Genomic DNA, 14,748 nt, shown 5'->3' on the forward strand with positions numbered 1-14,748 from the left:
GGCTCTTCGGTGGCGAAAACCGCCATGCACCACGACGCCGGGAGATCTGAACCGCCATGCTGGACCGAGCAGTCATCGACGCCCTCTTCCCCGCCGACCTGCCCGAGCCCGAGCACTGGGAAGAGCGTTACCCCGCCCGCGAGCTCCCCGAGGGCGCCCTGGTCACCCGGTTCGGCCCCTCGCCGACCGGATTCGTCCACATCGGCGGCGTCTACGTCGCCACCATCGACCAGGACCTCGCCCGCCGCACCGGCGGCCGCTACCTCGTCCGGGTCGAGGACACCGACCGCTCCCGCGAGGTCGAAGGCGCCATCGAACAGTTCGAGCGCGGCTTCGCCTACTTCGGCCTCGCCGCCGACGAGGACATCCACCGCGGCGGCGACTACGGCCCGTACCAGCAGTCCGAGCGTGAGCGGATCTACCTGACCTACGTCCGTCAGCTGCTCCGCACCGGCCGCGCGTACCTCGACTTCGCCACCAAGGACGAGCTGGCGGCGATCACCGCCCGGCAGCAGGCGACGAAGCTGCCGACCGGGTACTACGGCTCGTGGGCCATCTGGCGCGACGCCGACCCCGCCGACGTCCAGGCCAGACTCGACGCCGGAGACCCGTACGTCGTCCGGTTCCGCGCGCCGGACGACACCGGCGCCCGCGCCCGGTTCACCGACGCCATCCGCGGCCCGCTGGAGGCCGAGGCCAACCGCAACGACGTCGTCGTCCTCAAGAGCTCCGACCAGAGCCCGCGGCTGCCGACCTACCACTTCGCGCACGCCGTCGACGACCACCTCATGCGGGTCGACCTGGTCATCCGCGGCGACGAGTGGATCTCGTCGGTGCCCGTGCACCAGCAGCTGTTCGACGCGCTCGGCTTCGACCCGATCACCTACGCGCACATCGCCCCGCTGATGAAGCAGGAGGGTGGCAGCAAGCGCAAGCTGTCGAAGCGCAAGGACCCGGAAGCGAGCGTCGACTTCTACATCGAATCCGGCTACCCCACCAAGGCCGTCCTCTACTACCTGCGCGGACTCGCCAACGGCCGCCTCGCCGAACTGCCGCTCGACCAGGCCCTGGCCGAGCCGATCAACCTGGAGGAATGCGGCGTCGCCGGCCCGCTGGTCGACCTGGTCAAACTCGACGACATCTCGGCCGACCACATCGCCACGCTGTCCGGCGCCGAGATCCTCGAAGCGGTCCGTGCCTGGGCGGAGCGGTTCGACCCCGAGCTCAAGACCGTGCTCGACGCCGAGCCGGAGCTCGCGCTCCGTGCCCTCGCCGTCGAGCGTGACGGCGCCGAGAACCCACGCAAGGACCTGAAGAAGTGGAGCGAGTTCCGCGCCGTCTACGGCTTCTTCTTCCCGCAGTTGCACGCCGCCGTCGCCGGCCCCGACGACGAGCGGATCACCGCCCTGGGCGTCGACCGGGAGGTCGTCCAGGCCGTGGCGCGGGACTTCGTCGGGAACTACCAGCAGCTCGACGACGGCCAGGAATGGTTCCAGCAGATCCGCGAGGTCGCGGCGAAGCACGGCTTCGCGAAGAACGCGAAGGAGTTCAAGAAGAACCCCGAAGGCTTCCCCGGCTCCATTCGCGAGGCTTCGCAGATCATCCGCATCGCGATCACGGGCTCGACCCGGAGCCCGGACCTGCACTCGATCACCCAGGCGCTGGGCCGCGAGGAGACGCTGAGCCGGTTCGCCGGCCTCGTGGGCGAGTGACACGTGAGCGAGGCGCGGGACCGAGCCGGTTCAGGTGCGTAGTGCCGGTGCGCGGTGGCCGTTTCGCGTGCGTGGTTGGACGGCACGCGTGATGGGGCGGCCGACACGCGGCGGAATCCTGGCCGTACCTGAAGGACCCCCTCCTTGCGCCTGAGTACAGGAAGGGGTCCTTCAAGTACTTCGCAGCGCTACTTGCGAGGCGTCAGAACTGGTCGTAGAAAGCGGTCTTGATCGCGACGACCGCCTGCTCCGTCTCCCGGAACCGCTCTCGCGCCTCGCTGGAGTCGATCAGCTGCACCAGCCGCAGCCCGAGCTGATCGGAATGCGTGAGCGAGAGCGGGGACGCGGCGGCGAGCGGACGGGACTTCGCGTCGTGCACGTGATGCGGGTAGTAGAAGACGGACCGGTCGCCGAGCACCGGGCCGATCCGGCGCCACAGTTCGCCGTACTCCACGGAGACCAGCACCTCGCCCCAGAAGCGCAGAATGGTCAGCAGTTCGACATCGGCGTACTTCGAGTCACCCGCCGAGGCGATCAGCTCCATCGTGGAGTCGACGCAGGCCGTGGTGGCCAGTGACTTCCGCGAGCGCACCAGCGCCTCTCGCGGGACACCCAGCGCGAGGATGTCCGCCATCATGTCCTCGCGGTGTGAAGGCGTGTTGCCGGGCGAACCGGTGTCCGGGTACTCCTCACGGATGATGACGCGGGCGATCCGCTTGGACTGCTCGTCGGTGAGCAGGTCGATCGCCAGGTCGTAGGCCGTGGTGAAGGCCAGCGACAGGAAACGCCGCTGCAGCAGGACCGTTCGCAGATCTTCCCGGGAAAGCTCGGTGACGCCACGCAGCGTCGGGTGGTTCCGGAACCGTTCGATCAAATCGTCTTCGAACTCGTCGAGTTCGCGCATCACTACCCCTCTTGGTCAGAAACGGATCATGTCGATGCTTCGGTTCCAGTCACGGAGGTCCACGTCGCGGCCGATGTCCCACAACGTGTCGAGCTCGCGCTGGATCTGTTCGCCGAGCACGGTGTCGTGCGTGCCCTCGATCTCGAACTGCGGTGAATCGATCGCCAGTTGGCCGTGCAGGAACATGCTGACCAGGTAGCGCCCGTCGGCCCGGTACACCGAGACCGAGGCCTGCGAGTTGAACACTCGCACCTTCAGGTTGGCCTGGCGCTTCGCCAGCCGCCGGTGCAGGCGGGAGAGGGTCTCCAGGCACTCCCCGATCCCCGTGCTCACGAAGGTCTTGCCCGCGCCGTCGCTCCGGTCCAGTGCCGCTTCCCGCAGCCCCACCAGCATCGAGTTCGGGTGCAGCAGCATGATCCGCACCTGGGCGCGCCGGTCGACGATCGCGGCTTCCAGTTCCTTTTCCAGGCGTTGCAGGTTCGGGATCCAGGTGTTCAGGATCGTCACCTGCTTGGCCTTCGCGATATGCGCGGCGAACTCCTCGTCCGGAAAGCGTTTGTGCACCTCGACCACGCCGCCGTAGTGCGAACGGCGGCGGCTCGCGGCGATGGTGTCGATGTCGAGGCCGTCGAGGCGATCGCGGATGTCCTCCAGCGCGCGCAACGGGGTCAGCTCGATGAGCAGCACCACGACCACACCGCTGACCATGATCAGCGTCAAGGTGCCGACGCCCTTCGGGGCCACTTTGTCCAGGAGACCGAGCTGTTCCGAGATCCCGACCGCGAAGCCGGCCACCGCCAACCCGCCGAGACTGAGCAGTTCGAGCCAGCGACGCATTCTGCGGAGCATTCATCCTCCGGGATCTCGCAGCCTTGGCCCTTATGTTCCCACCCGCTTCGGCAGTGACTGTGATCGGGGCCACGGCGGGGGAGTTCCGGCATTCCTTCCACGGAATCCACGAAAAGAATCGAATCCGTCGCGGAATCCGCGGTGCGCGGGGCGCACGGCACGATCCGCCGTGAAACACCCGGGGCCCGACAGGCGACTTACCAGGTACGCAAGTACGGAAAGTTGTGGTCGATGAGTGCTGATCGCGTTGTCCAGCTGCGCTGGGAGTTCCGCCACGTGGCCGAAGACGGCCGCACGGCGCTGTCCTACCCCGGTATCGCCGTGATCCGGCGCAGGCTGGGTGAGATCGTCGACCGTACCTGGGTGCCTGTCGGGGAAGAACCCACCTTCGCCGACGACGAGGCCCTGATCGCCGCGCTGCACGCCGCGTGGCGTTGGACCGGGCCCGCCGCGTAGCTCCTCACTCGTCGGCCGATTTGTACCGGCGCTGGAGCTCCTCGTCCCGCTCACGCGGCGACTTCTCCACCCACCGCCCGTGGACGAGGTCGTTCTCCGTGTAGTCGGCACGCCGGGACACCCAGTCCGGCAACAGGAACTCGCGGGTCCCGCCGCGACCGCGATCCCGCAGATCGGTGCACACGGCGATGCCGATCACCAGAACGAGTACCCCGAGCGCTATCCAGATTCCGACCATGTCCGCTCCCCCGCAGATGAAGTCGTTTACGTCAGGTTAGCGCCGAACGACTCGTGAGCGGGCACCTTATTCGGGAAGCACCGGAATCGGGCATGACGATCTTCCCCGGTATCCGCGGGATACCGGGGAAGACCGGGGGCGGTCAGCCCCGGGCGTTCGGGTCGATCACGTCGCCGGCGAATCCGGTGGCGGCGTCACCGAGGGGACCGGTGGAGTCGACGACACCCTGACCGGCCGCGGTGGCCGAGTCGACGGCGCCCTGCCCCGCGGTGGTGGCCGAGTCGACGGCGCCTTGGCCGGCGGTGGTGGCCGAGTCGACGGCGCCCTGCCCCGCGGTGGTGGCGTTCTCGGCGAGGCCCTGGCCGGTCTCGCCCAGTCCGCCGGCGGACTGGGTGACCTGGTCGGCGGCGCCGGAAAGGTCGACGCCGGTCAGCTCGCTGACCTTGTCTCCCGCACCGCCCAGGAGTTCGGCGGCCTTTTCCTTCAGCGAGTCGAACAGGCTCATCTCGGGTACTCCTCGGATCGATCGTGCGGAGGCGGCTGAAAGTTCACCGTACAGGACAAATCGGTCACGGTGCGCCGTCCCTGCCGCTCCGGACAGGTGAATACCGAGGGGATTTCAGCGACAGGGCGGCCGGTAGCGGTCGATCGAGAGACCGCGGAAGTCGAGCTTGTTCGGGGTCTTGCCGACGAACACCAGCCCCCGCGCTTCGGTCAGCGCCGAGGCGAAGGAGTAGCCGGGCGTGCCGAGCTCGGGCAGGGTCGTCCACGCGTCGGCCCTGAAACTGAAGAACTTCTTCACGATCTTCCCGCCGGTCGACGGCACCTTCGTGAGCCACTTGTCGCCGCCGCTCCAGTGTGAGGCCGGGCGCAGCTGGACGTAGAGGTCGTCGGTCGCGCTGTAGGTCATCCAGAAACCGGCGGATTTCGAGAGATCCGCTTGCGCTTCGAACTGATTTCCCAGCCAGACCACGACCACGTGCCATTCGGCGTCGAGGAAGGCCACCTTGGCCGCGTACCCGCCGCGTTCGCGGACGAGCAGGCTGCCGGTCGGCGGAACCGTGGTGCCCTCACCGGAAGCGAGCCAGTGCTGCAATCGGTCGATCGAAGGGGTGGCGCATTCGCAGCCGTGCCGCGGCGGATGCCCGCCGGCGGCGTTCGCGACGGCACCAGGGCCGATCAGCGAAGCCAGGAACACCGACGCGATCATGGCGAGCGTACGACCGAAAGGAACCCTGGATCCTTTGCGCATCCCCGGAAGTTAGCACAACGATCACGAGAATCGGGGCACTCCGGCGAGCAGGTCGTCGAACACGGCCCGGCCCGTCCGCCGTCCGGACGAGCGGCGTGGGCCTCGATCAGCGCGGGAGCGCGAAGTCCCGCGCCGGGAATCCCGCAAGCAGGTGACTAAATGCGGGGTGGGACGTCGGTGAACGAAGGAATCACCCCGAAGGACGCCTTCCGCGAAGCCCGGCGCAGCGTCGCGAGTACGGCGGGTCCCAGCACCAGGATCGCCACCGCGTTGGTGATCGCGCGCCCCGTGTCCCACCCCGCCGTCGACGTCAGCAGCGTGAACACGGCGAACCGGTGCAGGTTCTCCAGCACCGGAGCGCCGGGGACGTACGAGATGTGCCCGTCGTGGTACGGCACTTCGGCGTCGGTGATGAACGGCCAGAACCACAGGTTCATCAGGAATCCGAACACGTACGCGACGAAGATCCCGAAGGCGACCAGCATCGCGATCTCGGCCTTGCCGGTGACACGGCGCGGCAGCAGTCCCGCCCCCATCCCGATCCACGCCGAGCACAGCATCTGGAACGGCAGCCACGGTCCCACCCCGGCGGTCAGCAGCGCCGAGGCGAACATCGACGTACAGCCCAGCACGAAACCGAAACCGGGCCCGAACACCCGCCCGGCCAGCACCAGCAGGAAGAACACGGTCTCGATACCCGCGGTCCCCGCGCCGAGGGGCCGCAGGGCCGCGTTCACCGCCGAAAGCACGCCGAGCATCGCGAGGGCCTTGGAATCCATACCCCCTTCGGACAGTTCGGCCAGCACGATGACGATCAGGATCGGGAGGATCCCGAGGAACACGAACGGCGCGTCCGGGCCGTGCTGCATCGACTGCGGTTCGACGCGGACCAGAAGCGGCCAGAGGAACATCATCAGTCCCGCGAGCGACGCGAGCCCGAGCACCGTCGCCGAACGCGGCCCGAGCCGGATCGCGGGCGACGTCTTCACGGGACCTCCTGCGGCAGCGCCGATCGGACCTCTTCGACGGTGAGCCAGGGTTCGCCGAGGATCTTGGCGATCTGCGTGGCGAACGCCGGCGAACCGCCGAGCACCTCGCCGGTCGGGCCGTCGGAGACGACCTCCCCTTCCGCCATCACGAGCACGCGGTGCGCGATCGTCGCGACGAACTCGACGTCGTGGGTGGCCACGACGACCGCCTTGCCCTCGGCGGTCAGCGACGCGATCATCCGCGCCAGCGCCGACTTCGCGGTGTAGTCGAGGCCGCGGGTCGGTTCGTCCAGCAGCATGATCCGCGGCGCGGCGGACAACTGCACCGCGAGCACGAGCGCGAGCCGCTGGCCCTCCGAGAGGTCGCGGGGATGCGACGCGGGATCGATGCCGGGAGCGAGCCTGTCGAGCAGCTCCCGGCAATCCCCCGGTTCGGCACCCGATTCCGCGTCGGCGGCCTCGCATTCGGCGGCGACGGTCTGCAGGTACAGCAGGTCACTGGCGGTCTGCGGCACCATGCCGACGAGCGCGCGGGCCGCGGCACTGCCCAGCGTCTTCGGATCCTTGCCCTCGACGGTCACCTCGCCACCCTGCCGGGGGCCGGAGCCCTGCACCGCCCACAGCAGCGACGACTTGCCGGAACCGTTGCGCCCCATCATCGCCAGCACCTCGCCGGCGCGCAGGGTCAGGTCGACCTCCCGCACCGCGACCTTCGGCCCGTACCGCACGACGACCCCCGACGCGGTCAGCAACTCTTCGCCGTCGGTCGTGCTTCGCGCGGGTGGGGTGCCGAGAGCCAGCGACGACGCGCGCCGCCGGGCGTCACGCACCGACATCGGCAGCGGATCCCAGCCCGCCAACCGTCCCAAGTGGACGATCGGCGGTGCGATGGGCATGTCCCGCAACACCTCCGGCGGCGTCCCGTCGAGCACCTTCCCGGTGCCCGGGACGTGGATCATCCGGTCCGCGAAGGGGATCACGCGTTCCATCCGGTGTTCGGCCATCAGCACCGTGGTGCCGAGGTCCTCCACCAGTCTGGCCAGCGTCGCCAGCACCTCCTCGGCCGCGGTCGGGTCCAGCGCCGACGTCGGCTCGTCCAGCACCAGCACCTTGGGGTGCGTGGTCAGCACCGAACCGATCGCCACCCGTTGCTGCTGCCCACCGGACAACGTCCGCAGCGCGCGTCTGCGCAGTTCGGCGATGCCGAGGAGATCGAGGGTCTCTTCCACCCGGCGACGCATCACCTGCGGGCTCAGGCCGAGTTGTTCCATGCCGTACGCGAGTTCGTCCTCGACGGTGTCGGTGACGAAACCCGCGAGCGGGTCCTGGCCGACGACACCGACCAGGTGCGCGAACTCGCGCGGCGGCCGGGATCGCGTCGTGACACCGTCGACGGAGACCGTCCCTTCGAGGTGGCCGCCGGTGAAATGCGGGACGAGACCGTTGATCGTGCCGAGCAGCGTCGACTTGCCCGCTCCCGTCCGGCCCGCGAACAGCACGAGTTCGCCTTCACCGATGGACAGTGTCACGTCGGCGAGCACCGGTTCGGTACGGCCGTGATAGGTGAAGGAAACGTGGTCGAGTTCGATCATGCGTGCACTTCTTTTTCGAGCACTGTCTCTTCGAGTGCGGCGTAGGGAGGTTCGGGTACCGGGGTCAGGAACGCGGGCAGCACGCCGATCAGGACGCCGAGCAGCGGCCCCCACGACAGCGACGGCCAGGACAGGCCGAGCAACGACGGGTTCAGGTTCATCGGATTCACCTCGGACGTCGCGAACAGGATCGCCGCGACGCCGATCCCGCTGACGGCGACGACGATTTCCGGCGGGCGCCAGCGATCCGGCCGGTAGCGGGTGCGCCGCACCCGCTTGCCCGCCGACCAGAACCCGATCAGCCCGATCACCACTCCCGCCGAAAGCACCGGCGCGGCGAGGTACCGGGGCGTAGAACCGTCCAAAGTGGCATAAACGCCGACGCAGACACCGAGCAGGCCGGTGATCATCAGCGTGCCCGTGAGCAGCCTCGTTCGCGCCGCGACCAGTCCCGCGCGGCCGTAGCCGCGTGAGTCCATCGACGCGGCGAGCTGCAGTGAACGGGAAAGCGCGTCCTCCAGCACCGGGATGAGGACGGTGTGCAGGACCTTCATCTTCTTCTTGCCCGAGCCGCCGCGCAGTCTGCGTGCCCGCCGGACCCGCAGCACGCTTTCGGCGAGCTGCGGGAACACCGACAGCGCGACGATCACCGCCGTGCCCACCTCGTACAACGCCGGCGGCATCGCCTTGAGCAGGCGTTTCGGGTTCGCGAGCGCGTTGGCCGCGCCGAGGCAGATCACCATCGCCGCCAGCCGCATCCCGTCGTAGAGCCCGCCAAGCAACGATTCCGCGGACACGTCGCCGAAGAGCCGGATACCCGCCGCCCATTCCGGCAACGGGATCTCGGGCAGCCGCAGGAGGATCGTGGCCCCCTCGGCGCCGCCGAACACGACACGGAAGAACACGCGGATCGCGACGATGAACACGCCGAGGTACAGGTAGAGCCGGAAGGCCAGGGCCCACGGCGCTTCACTACGCCGGGCCACGACGACGTACCCCGCGACGGCCACGATGGTCAGCAGCAGCCACGGGTTCGTCGTGCGGGTCGCCGCGACGGCGAGCCCCAGCGCCCACACCCACCAGGCGGCCGGATGCAGGTCGCGCGGCAGGAAGTAGGACGTCATCGAACTCCTTGCGCGCGTTTGCGTCTGCGTGCCATCAGGAACCCCGCCACGCACAATGCCAGTACGGCACCGCCGGCGGCCCAGGGCGCCCAGTCGCCGGCCCCGGACTCGCGTTCGATCAGCGCGTGGACATCCTCGGCGTTCTCACCGCCGGTGAACGCGACGTTCGACGACGGGTCCTTCGCCTTCGGCCGGGCCGACGCGCTCGGACGCGGCTTGGGCGGCGGCAGCGCGCCGGAGCTGGGCCCCGCCGCCAGGACCTCTCCCGCACCGGTTTCCGGGCCGGTCGTCGGTTGCGGACCGTCGGCCGGTCGACCGTTCCCGGGCGGCGGTGGCTGCTGTCGTTCGCCGGGGTCTCCGGTGACCGGCTCGGCCTCCTCGCGCGGCACGCACGGCCGGCTTTCGGTGCCCGGCCGCACCGCGGCGATCCGCGGCACCGGGTTGTCGTCGGTCGTGGCGTTCAAGGAGAACGACCAGCCTTCGAAACCACCAGGGATGAAGTCACGGTTCTTGACGCCCCACTGGCTGTAGTCCCACGCGCAGTTGTTCGAGGCGTTCCAGTAGGACCAGTAGGCCTGCGCCGGGGGCGTCTCGACACACCGCTCCCGGTACTTCTCGCGGCCGGTGATCGGGACGTTCTCGGTCACCGAAGGGCGGTTCTCGATCCGGCAGATGAACGACTCACCCCAGCGCTGCACCCCGGCGATCTGGAAACCGGCGCCCTTGAGCGCGTCCAGCCCGGTGCCCCGGGTGGTCTGCGGATTGCAGCGCACGATGGTCGTGCCGCCGAGTCGCTGGAAGTCCACCACCACGGTGACCCCGTTGCCGTCCCTGCAGAACCCGGGATACCCCTTGCCCTGGTCGACGGCGTGCGCGGACGGCGCCGTGGCGGCGATCAGAAAGATCACCGCCACCACGCCGAGAACCCTCCTCACGGGGCGGTCGGCGTGACACCGGGCGGCGGATTGGTCGCCGCCGACTTGTTCAGCGAGAACGACCAGCCCTCGAAGCCACCGGGGGTCACGGTGCGGTTGAGCGCCCCGGTGCTGCTGTAGGTCCAAGCGGAACCGGAACCGTCGGCGTGCCAGTAACCCCAGTACGCGCCCGCGGGCGGGGTGGTGACGCACGCCTCCTTGTAGTTCGGCTTGGTCGACAGCGGGAGGGTCTCCGTCGCGGCCGGGCGGCCTTCCAGGCGGCAGACGAAACCGAGCCCCCAGCGGGCGGTTCCGGCGACCGCGATTCCCGCGTCCTGCAAGGCCTTGATCCCCGTGCGAGCGGTGCCCGGAGCCGCGTTGGGCGAGCAGCGGGTGATCGTCGGCGCGGCGGTCCCGCCATTGCCGTCCAGCTCCTGGAAATCGACCACGACGGTGACCCCGGTGGTCGCGTCGGCGCCGGTGCAGACGCCGTCGTACCCCTTGGTGGTGTCGACCGCGTTCGCGGGTGCGGCGGAAAGCCCGATCAGTCCGATGAGGACGGACGTCACGGCGAACAGTCTCTTCATGGTGTTGCCCCCTTTTTCTCGATGAAGCGGCGTAGGACGAAGACGAGTGCGATGGCGGTGAGCAGCAGCAGTACGGCCAGTCCGGCGAGCCCCCAGAGCAGCCATCGCGGCTGGGCGTCGGACTGGGCCGCGGCCAGCACCTGCGTGCCGGACGTGGCGGCGTCGGCGGACCGCGCCTCGGACAGCGGGAGCCGGATCGCGGGTGACAACGGCGAATCGGCGGCGGCGAGCCACGATCGGCCCGCGACCCCTTGCGCGGCGGCCAGACCGGTCGGGAAATCGGTCTTGCCGTCGCTCGCCGCGACGGATCCCTTGGCGAATCCGCCGTCAGCCTGGATCAGTCTGCCCAGTGACCGCGCGGTTCCGGTCGCGTCGAGGCCGGCGACCTGCCGCGCGGCGGCGACGGCGGCACTCAGCGCGACATCCGGCTCGCCGCCTTCGCCGGTCACCATGCCCTCGCCGGTCGGCCGGACGCCGAGCGCGCCCACCGCGGAGACGAACGCCGACACACGTCGCTCGCTCCAGCCGTCCGGGCGCCGGGTCGAAGGCGCGGCGTCGGTGTGCGGGCGGGCGGCCAGCGCGGTGACCGCGGCGGCGGTCGCCCTCAGGTCGCCGGAACCGCACTCCGCGGTGTCGAGGTGCTTCGGAAAGGTTCCGTCGGCGCACTGGCGCGAAAGGAGCAGTTCGACCGCGGGACCGGGGTCGGCGGCGGTGGCGAGCACCGCCCACGCGTGCCGCTCCACGGTCTCGTCGGCGTCGGCGAACGAGCCGGTGTCGGTGAACTCGCCGTCGGCGCCGCGCAGCTTCACCAGATCGGCGCGCAACTGCCCGGCGACCTCCGCCTTGGCGAATTCGGCGACGAGCACGAGCTTCGCGAGCGGTTCGGCGTAGGACGCACCGCTCTGTTCGTACGGCGCGCCGTGGGCGTAAGCCCGCACGGCTTCCGGTGTCAGCAGGAACCGCGACGCTCGGGCGACCGCGTCCGGGCGCTGGTCCAGTGCCCGCAAGGCCAGTACCAGATCGGCGGTGGCGCCGTAGTCGACGTAGGTCTTGCCGTCCTCGGTGACCTCGACGTGGTCGCCGCCGGCGAGCCGGTTCGCCAGGTAGGTACCGAGACGGGAAGCCGGTGTCCCCGTGACCGGGGTGGCGATCGCGGTCCGTGGCGAGACCCTGGCACCGGTGGAAATCCTTGGCGTGGCGGCCTTCTTGGGCTTCGGTGTCGTGGGTGTCGTGGCTGTCGTGGGTGTCGTAATTTTCGGAGCGGGTCTGTTCTCCCGCGGCGCGGCCCCGGGCAAGGTGCTCGTGACGGTGACCGTGCTCGGCGCGGGGCCGCTGGTCGACGAGGACGTTGCGGGCGTCGGCGTCACCGACGTCGTGGTCGTGGTGGTGGTCGTCGTGGTCGTGGTCATCGTGGTCGTCGTGGTGCCGGTCGGCGCCGGATCACTCGTGGTCGAAGTCGGGGTGCTGGTGGGCGACCCCGTTTCCGACGGCGTTTCCGAGGCGCTGCTGGTCGGCGGCTGTCCGCCGTCCTTGGCGAGCGAGTAGAAGCCGACCTGCGCCAAGCCGAGCGAGGCCTGGGCGCCCGCGCGGATCCAGGTGTCGAGCCCGCTGATCCCCGAGGTGCGCGCGGCCTCGTAGGCGGCGGGGTGGTAGGCGATCGCCCCGAGGTCGCCCGCGAGCCGGTTGCCCGCGTCGGCCGCGGCGTTCGCCTGCGCGGATTTGAGGTACCGCACGCCCTTGTCCACCGCCGCGGTCGCGCCGCCGACGTCGGCGAGCGCCTGGACGATCAATCCGGTGCTGTTGCTGTTCGGGGCTTCGGTGCCGACACCGCCACCCCAGCCGCCACCGGCGGCCTGATTCGCGGTGAGCCACGAGACCGTTTTGGCGATCGGGGCGTCGAGGCCGGTCGCGCCCGCCTTCCGGGCGGCCACCAGCGCCGAGAGCGCGAGACCGGTGGCGTCACCGTCGGTCGGGGACAGGCCGAGCGGCTTGCCTTCGTCGCACGACGAGATCTTGTGGCCGTCCGGGGTGACGTGATCGCCCGTCTCGGTCGTCTCGATGAGTTGGAAGAAAACGCGGAAGTAGCCCTCGGAACACTGCTGGGTCAACAGCTTGTCGACGGCGAGGCGATCGTTCACGCCGGCCGCGGCGAGCCCGATCACGCCGAGCGCCTGGCCGAACATGTTCGCGTTGTTGAGCACATCGCCGGTGACCTCGGGGTTCTTCGAATAATCGCTGACCCGGCCCTTGTCCGGCCCCGTGCGCATGATCGCGGCCTGGGTCTCGGCGACCAGGTCGTGGCCGTCGAAGTCCCGCGGGTTCCGGCCGGAGACCTGGGCGGCGACCAGTGTCTTGGCCAGCGAGCCGCCGACGACGATCTGGTCGTAACCGGCGCCGGGGACGAGCCCGTCCCAGGTGAAGTAGTCGGTGGCGTGGCCCTGCTCGTCGAGGAACTTCATGATCGGCTCGGCGCGCCGGCCTTCGCCCGCGGCGTACATCGCGAAGAGCGCGTCGAGCATCAGGCCGTGGTCGGGCAGTGTGCCGCCGGCGGGGTTCTCGAAGGTGCCGTCCGGCTTCAGCTTCGTCGCGAGCCAGCGGGAGTTCGCCTTCGCCGCGTCGGGGTCGTTCGCGGCGGTGGCCGTTCCGGTGAGCAGTGCGGCGACCACGCCCACGCTGACGGCGAACGCCACTGCGGCCAGGTATCCGCGGCGCATGAGTCCTCCTTGCGGCATGACGGAGGACAGGCGCGGGACGCCGCAGTCACCCCTGTTGATCGCGACAGTGGTTCGGTGATTCGTTCATCCGCCCGTGCGGTACCCCGGCTCGCCCTGGTACAGGGCCCACGGTTGCGCGACAGCGCCGGATTTCGACCGGCTTCCCCGTCACGGGCGGCGGTGTTCAGTTGTCGAGCCAGCCGAGGTTAACACCCGATCACCTCCGGGAGACACCGCTGACCAGGTCGGTCGCCAGGATCACATCGGCCCTTCGCGCCCGGCGGTACCCGGGGAACCGACCGGGATGAGAGTCTTCGGGCGTTCATCGCGCTTTCAGGGGGAAGGGTTTTCATGAGACGTTTGGTTTTCGCTGTCGCCATGCTGTGCGGCATCGGACTGCTCGCCGCTCCGGCGGCGACCGCGGCCACCCGGAACAAGGCGGACGCCGCGGCGGGCTGGCTCGCCAGGCAGATGGTCGACGGGGAAAGGTTCGAGGCCGACTTCGGCGGCCAGAAGTTCCCCGACCAGGGTTTGACGATCGACGCGATCTTCGCGTTCGCCGCGGCCGGGGTGTCGGACACGAACGCGGGCAAGGCGATCGCGTGGCTGGCGAAACCGGAGATCACCGCCGGCTACGTCGGCAGTGGCTCCGAGGCCTACGCGGGCGCACACGCGAAACTGCTGCTCGCCGCGCAGATCCGGGGCAAGGATCCGGCTTCGTTCGGCGGTGTCGACCTGAAAGCGGGCCTGCTCTCGCTGCTCACGCCGTCCGGCCGGTTCTCCGACCGCTCCGAATACGGCGACTACTCCAACACCCTCACGCAGTCGCTCGCCCTGCTGGCGCTGGACCGCGCCCCCGGCGGCGCCCCCGCGCCGGCCGCGGCGTTCCTGGCGGGCAGCCAGTGCCCGGACGGCGGTTTCCCGCAGAATTTCGGCGAAGCGACGTGCACGAGCGACGTCGACGCGACCGCGACGGTCGTGCAGGCTCTGCGCGCCACCGGTGACGCGGTGAACGCCCACGAGGGCACCGCGTGGCTGGTCACCGCACAGCACGCGAACGGCGGCTTCGGTTTCGGCACGAACGCGCCGAACGCCAACAGCACCGGCCTCGCCGCCGAAGCGCTGGCCGGTCACCGTCCCGCCGCCGCGGTCAAGGCGCGGGAATTCCTGCGGTCACTGCACACCGGCTGCGCCGGCGCCGAGGCGGACCGCGGCGCGATCGCCTACGACGCCACCGGCCTGAACCCGGCGACCGCCCCGCGCGCGACCGCGCAGGCGATCCTCGGCCTGACCAGGGTTCCGCTGAGCGACCTGCACGGCGGTGGCCGTCCGCAGGCCCCGGTCCTCGCCTGCCCGTGACGTGACGCCGCGCGCGATTCGCGTGCTCAGAGGCGTAACTCACGTGTTACGGCTCTGA

At 69.8% G+C, this 14,748-nt stretch carries 14 protein-coding genes and 1 riboswitch; of the genes, 3 read left to right on the forward strand and 11 right to left on the reverse strand.

Annotated elements, in window-relative coordinates; translation table 11 throughout:
- The first annotated feature begins 56 nt into the window (after positions 1-56).
- Complete coding sequence (locus P3102_RS24595) at positions 57-1,712, forward strand: glutamate--tRNA ligase family protein (protein ID WP_276362117.1); 1,656 nt, start codon at positions 57-59, stop codon at positions 1,710-1,712.
- Between the two features lie 202 nt (positions 1,713-1,914).
- Here the strand turns inward: P3102_RS24595 and P3102_RS24600 are convergent, their stop codons facing one another.
- Positions 1,915-2,616 (reverse strand): hypothetical protein, encoded by a 702-nt coding sequence (locus tag P3102_RS24600; RefSeq protein ID WP_276362118.1) that lies wholly within the window; start codon positions 2,614-2,616, stop codon positions 1,915-1,917.
- Positions 2,617-2,631: 15 nt separating this feature from the next.
- Positions 2,632-3,453 carry a hypothetical protein gene (locus P3102_RS24605; RefSeq protein ID WP_276362120.1) on the reverse strand — a complete coding sequence of 274 codons (822 nt, stop codon included), beginning with the start codon at positions 3,451-3,453 and terminating at the stop codon, positions 2,632-2,634.
- A 243-nt stretch (positions 3,454-3,696) separates the two neighbouring features.
- On the opposite strand from P3102_RS24605, the gene P3102_RS24610 reads away from it, so the two are divergent.
- The gene (locus P3102_RS24610; protein ID WP_276362122.1) at positions 3,697-3,921 is read left to right on the forward strand and encodes a hypothetical protein; all 225 of its coding nucleotides are present in this window, start codon (positions 3,697-3,699) and stop codon (positions 3,919-3,921) included.
- A gap of 4 nt (positions 3,922-3,925) precedes the next feature.
- On the opposite strand, the gene P3102_RS24615 is transcribed toward P3102_RS24610, so the two are convergent.
- From P3102_RS24615 to P3102_RS24655, 9 genes are all read right to left on the reverse strand, one after another.
- Positions 3,926-4,159: a hypothetical protein gene (locus tag P3102_RS24615; RefSeq protein WP_276362123.1), complete on the reverse strand. Its 234-nt coding sequence runs from the start codon at positions 4,157-4,159 to the stop codon at positions 3,926-3,928.
- 142 nt (positions 4,160-4,301) lie between these two features.
- Entirely contained in the window at positions 4,302-4,664 is a 363-nt protein-coding gene (locus P3102_RS24620) for a hypothetical protein (RefSeq protein ID WP_276362125.1), read from the reverse strand.
- A gap of 114 nt (positions 4,665-4,778) precedes the next feature.
- On the reverse strand, positions 4,779-5,369 hold the full coding sequence (locus tag P3102_RS24625) for a hypothetical protein (RefSeq protein ID WP_276371335.1): 591 nt from the start codon (positions 5,367-5,369) through the stop codon (positions 4,779-4,781).
- 197 nt (positions 5,370-5,566) lie between these two features.
- A complete protein-coding gene (locus tag P3102_RS24630; RefSeq protein ID WP_276362127.1) occupies positions 5,567-6,400 on the reverse strand; it encodes an ECF transporter S component in 834 nt (277 codons plus the stop codon).
- Positions 6,397-7,992 carry an ABC transporter ATP-binding protein gene (locus P3102_RS24635; protein ID WP_276362128.1) on the reverse strand — a complete coding sequence of 532 codons (1,596 nt, stop codon included), beginning with the start codon at positions 7,990-7,992 and terminating at the stop codon, positions 6,397-6,399. Before P3102_RS24635 ends, P3102_RS24630 begins: the two co-directional genes overlap by 4 nt.
- Complete coding sequence (locus tag P3102_RS24640; RefSeq protein WP_276362130.1) at positions 7,989-9,116, reverse strand: CbiQ family ECF transporter T component; 1,128 nt, start codon at positions 9,114-9,116, stop codon at positions 7,989-7,991. Before P3102_RS24640 ends, P3102_RS24635 begins: the two co-directional genes overlap by 4 nt.
- Positions 9,113-10,030 carry an ABC transporter substrate-binding protein gene (locus tag P3102_RS24645; protein ID WP_276362132.1) on the reverse strand — a complete coding sequence of 306 codons (918 nt, stop codon included), beginning with the start codon at positions 10,028-10,030 and terminating at the stop codon, positions 9,113-9,115. Before P3102_RS24645 ends, P3102_RS24640 begins: the two co-directional genes overlap by 4 nt.
- 17 nt (positions 10,031-10,047) lie before the next feature.
- Positions 10,048-10,617, reverse strand: a complete 570-nt coding sequence (locus P3102_RS24650) for a flagellar hook-length control protein FliK (protein ID WP_276362133.1) — start codon at positions 10,615-10,617, stop codon at positions 10,048-10,050.
- A complete protein-coding gene (locus tag P3102_RS24655) occupies positions 10,614-13,331 on the reverse strand; it encodes a hypothetical protein (RefSeq protein WP_276362135.1) in 2,718 nt (905 codons plus the stop codon). Before P3102_RS24655 ends, P3102_RS24650 begins: the two co-directional genes overlap by 4 nt.
- A gap of 98 nt (positions 13,332-13,429) precedes the next feature.
- Positions 13,430-13,497: riboswitch (cobalamin riboswitch) on the reverse strand.
- A 185-nt stretch (positions 13,498-13,682) separates the two neighbouring features.
- Between P3102_RS24655 and P3102_RS24660 the strand changes: the two genes are divergently transcribed.
- Positions 13,683-14,690, forward strand: coding sequence for a prenyltransferase/squalene oxidase repeat-containing protein (locus P3102_RS24660; RefSeq protein WP_276362137.1), 1,008 nt, complete (start codon positions 13,683-13,685; stop codon positions 14,688-14,690).
- Positions 14,691-14,748 lie beyond the last annotated feature (58 nt).

This window comes from Amycolatopsis sp. QT-25 (genome assembly GCF_029369745.1).
Lineage (GTDB): Bacteria > Actinomycetota > Actinomycetes > Mycobacteriales > Pseudonocardiaceae > Amycolatopsis.

Bases quoted from the DNA above. Each gene is read 5' to 3' on its own strand.
- P3102_RS24595 (WP_276362117.1), top strand. From the start codon at position 57: ATGCTGGACCGAGCAGTCATCGACGCCCTCTTCCCCGCCGACCTGCCC.
- P3102_RS24600 (WP_276362118.1), bottom strand. From the start codon at position 2,616: ATGCGCGAACTCGACGAGTTCGAAGACGATTTGATCGAACGGTTCCGG.
- P3102_RS24605 (WP_276362120.1), bottom strand. From the start codon at position 3,453: ATGCGTCGCTGGCTCGAACTGCTCAGTCTCGGCGGGTTGGCGGTGGCC.
- P3102_RS24610 (WP_276362122.1), top strand. From the start codon at position 3,697: ATGAGTGCTGATCGCGTTGTCCAGCTGCGCTGGGAGTTCCGCCACGTG.
- P3102_RS24615 (WP_276362123.1), bottom strand. From the start codon at position 4,159: ATGGTCGGAATCTGGATAGCGCTCGGGGTACTCGTTCTGGTGATCGGC.
- P3102_RS24620 (WP_276362125.1), bottom strand. From the start codon at position 4,664: ATGAGCCTGTTCGACTCGCTGAAGGAAAAGGCCGCCGAACTCCTGGGC.
- P3102_RS24625 (WP_276371335.1), bottom strand. From the start codon at position 5,369: ATGATCGCGTCGGTGTTCCTGGCTTCGCTGATCGGCCCTGGTGCCGTC.
- P3102_RS24635 (WP_276362128.1), bottom strand. From the start codon at position 7,992: ATGATCGAACTCGACCACGTTTCCTTCACCTATCACGGCCGTACCGAA.
- P3102_RS24640 (WP_276362130.1), bottom strand. From the start codon at position 9,116: ATGACGTCCTACTTCCTGCCGCGCGACCTGCATCCGGCCGCCTGGTGG.
- P3102_RS24650 (WP_276362133.1), bottom strand. From the start codon at position 10,617: ATGAAGAGACTGTTCGCCGTGACGTCCGTCCTCATCGGACTGATCGGG.
- P3102_RS24655 (WP_276362135.1), bottom strand. From the start codon at position 13,331: ATGCGCCGCGGATACCTGGCCGCAGTGGCGTTCGCCGTCAGCGTGGGC.
- P3102_RS24660 (WP_276362137.1), top strand. From the start codon at position 13,683: ATGAGACGTTTGGTTTTCGCTGTCGCCATGCTGTGCGGCATCGGACTG.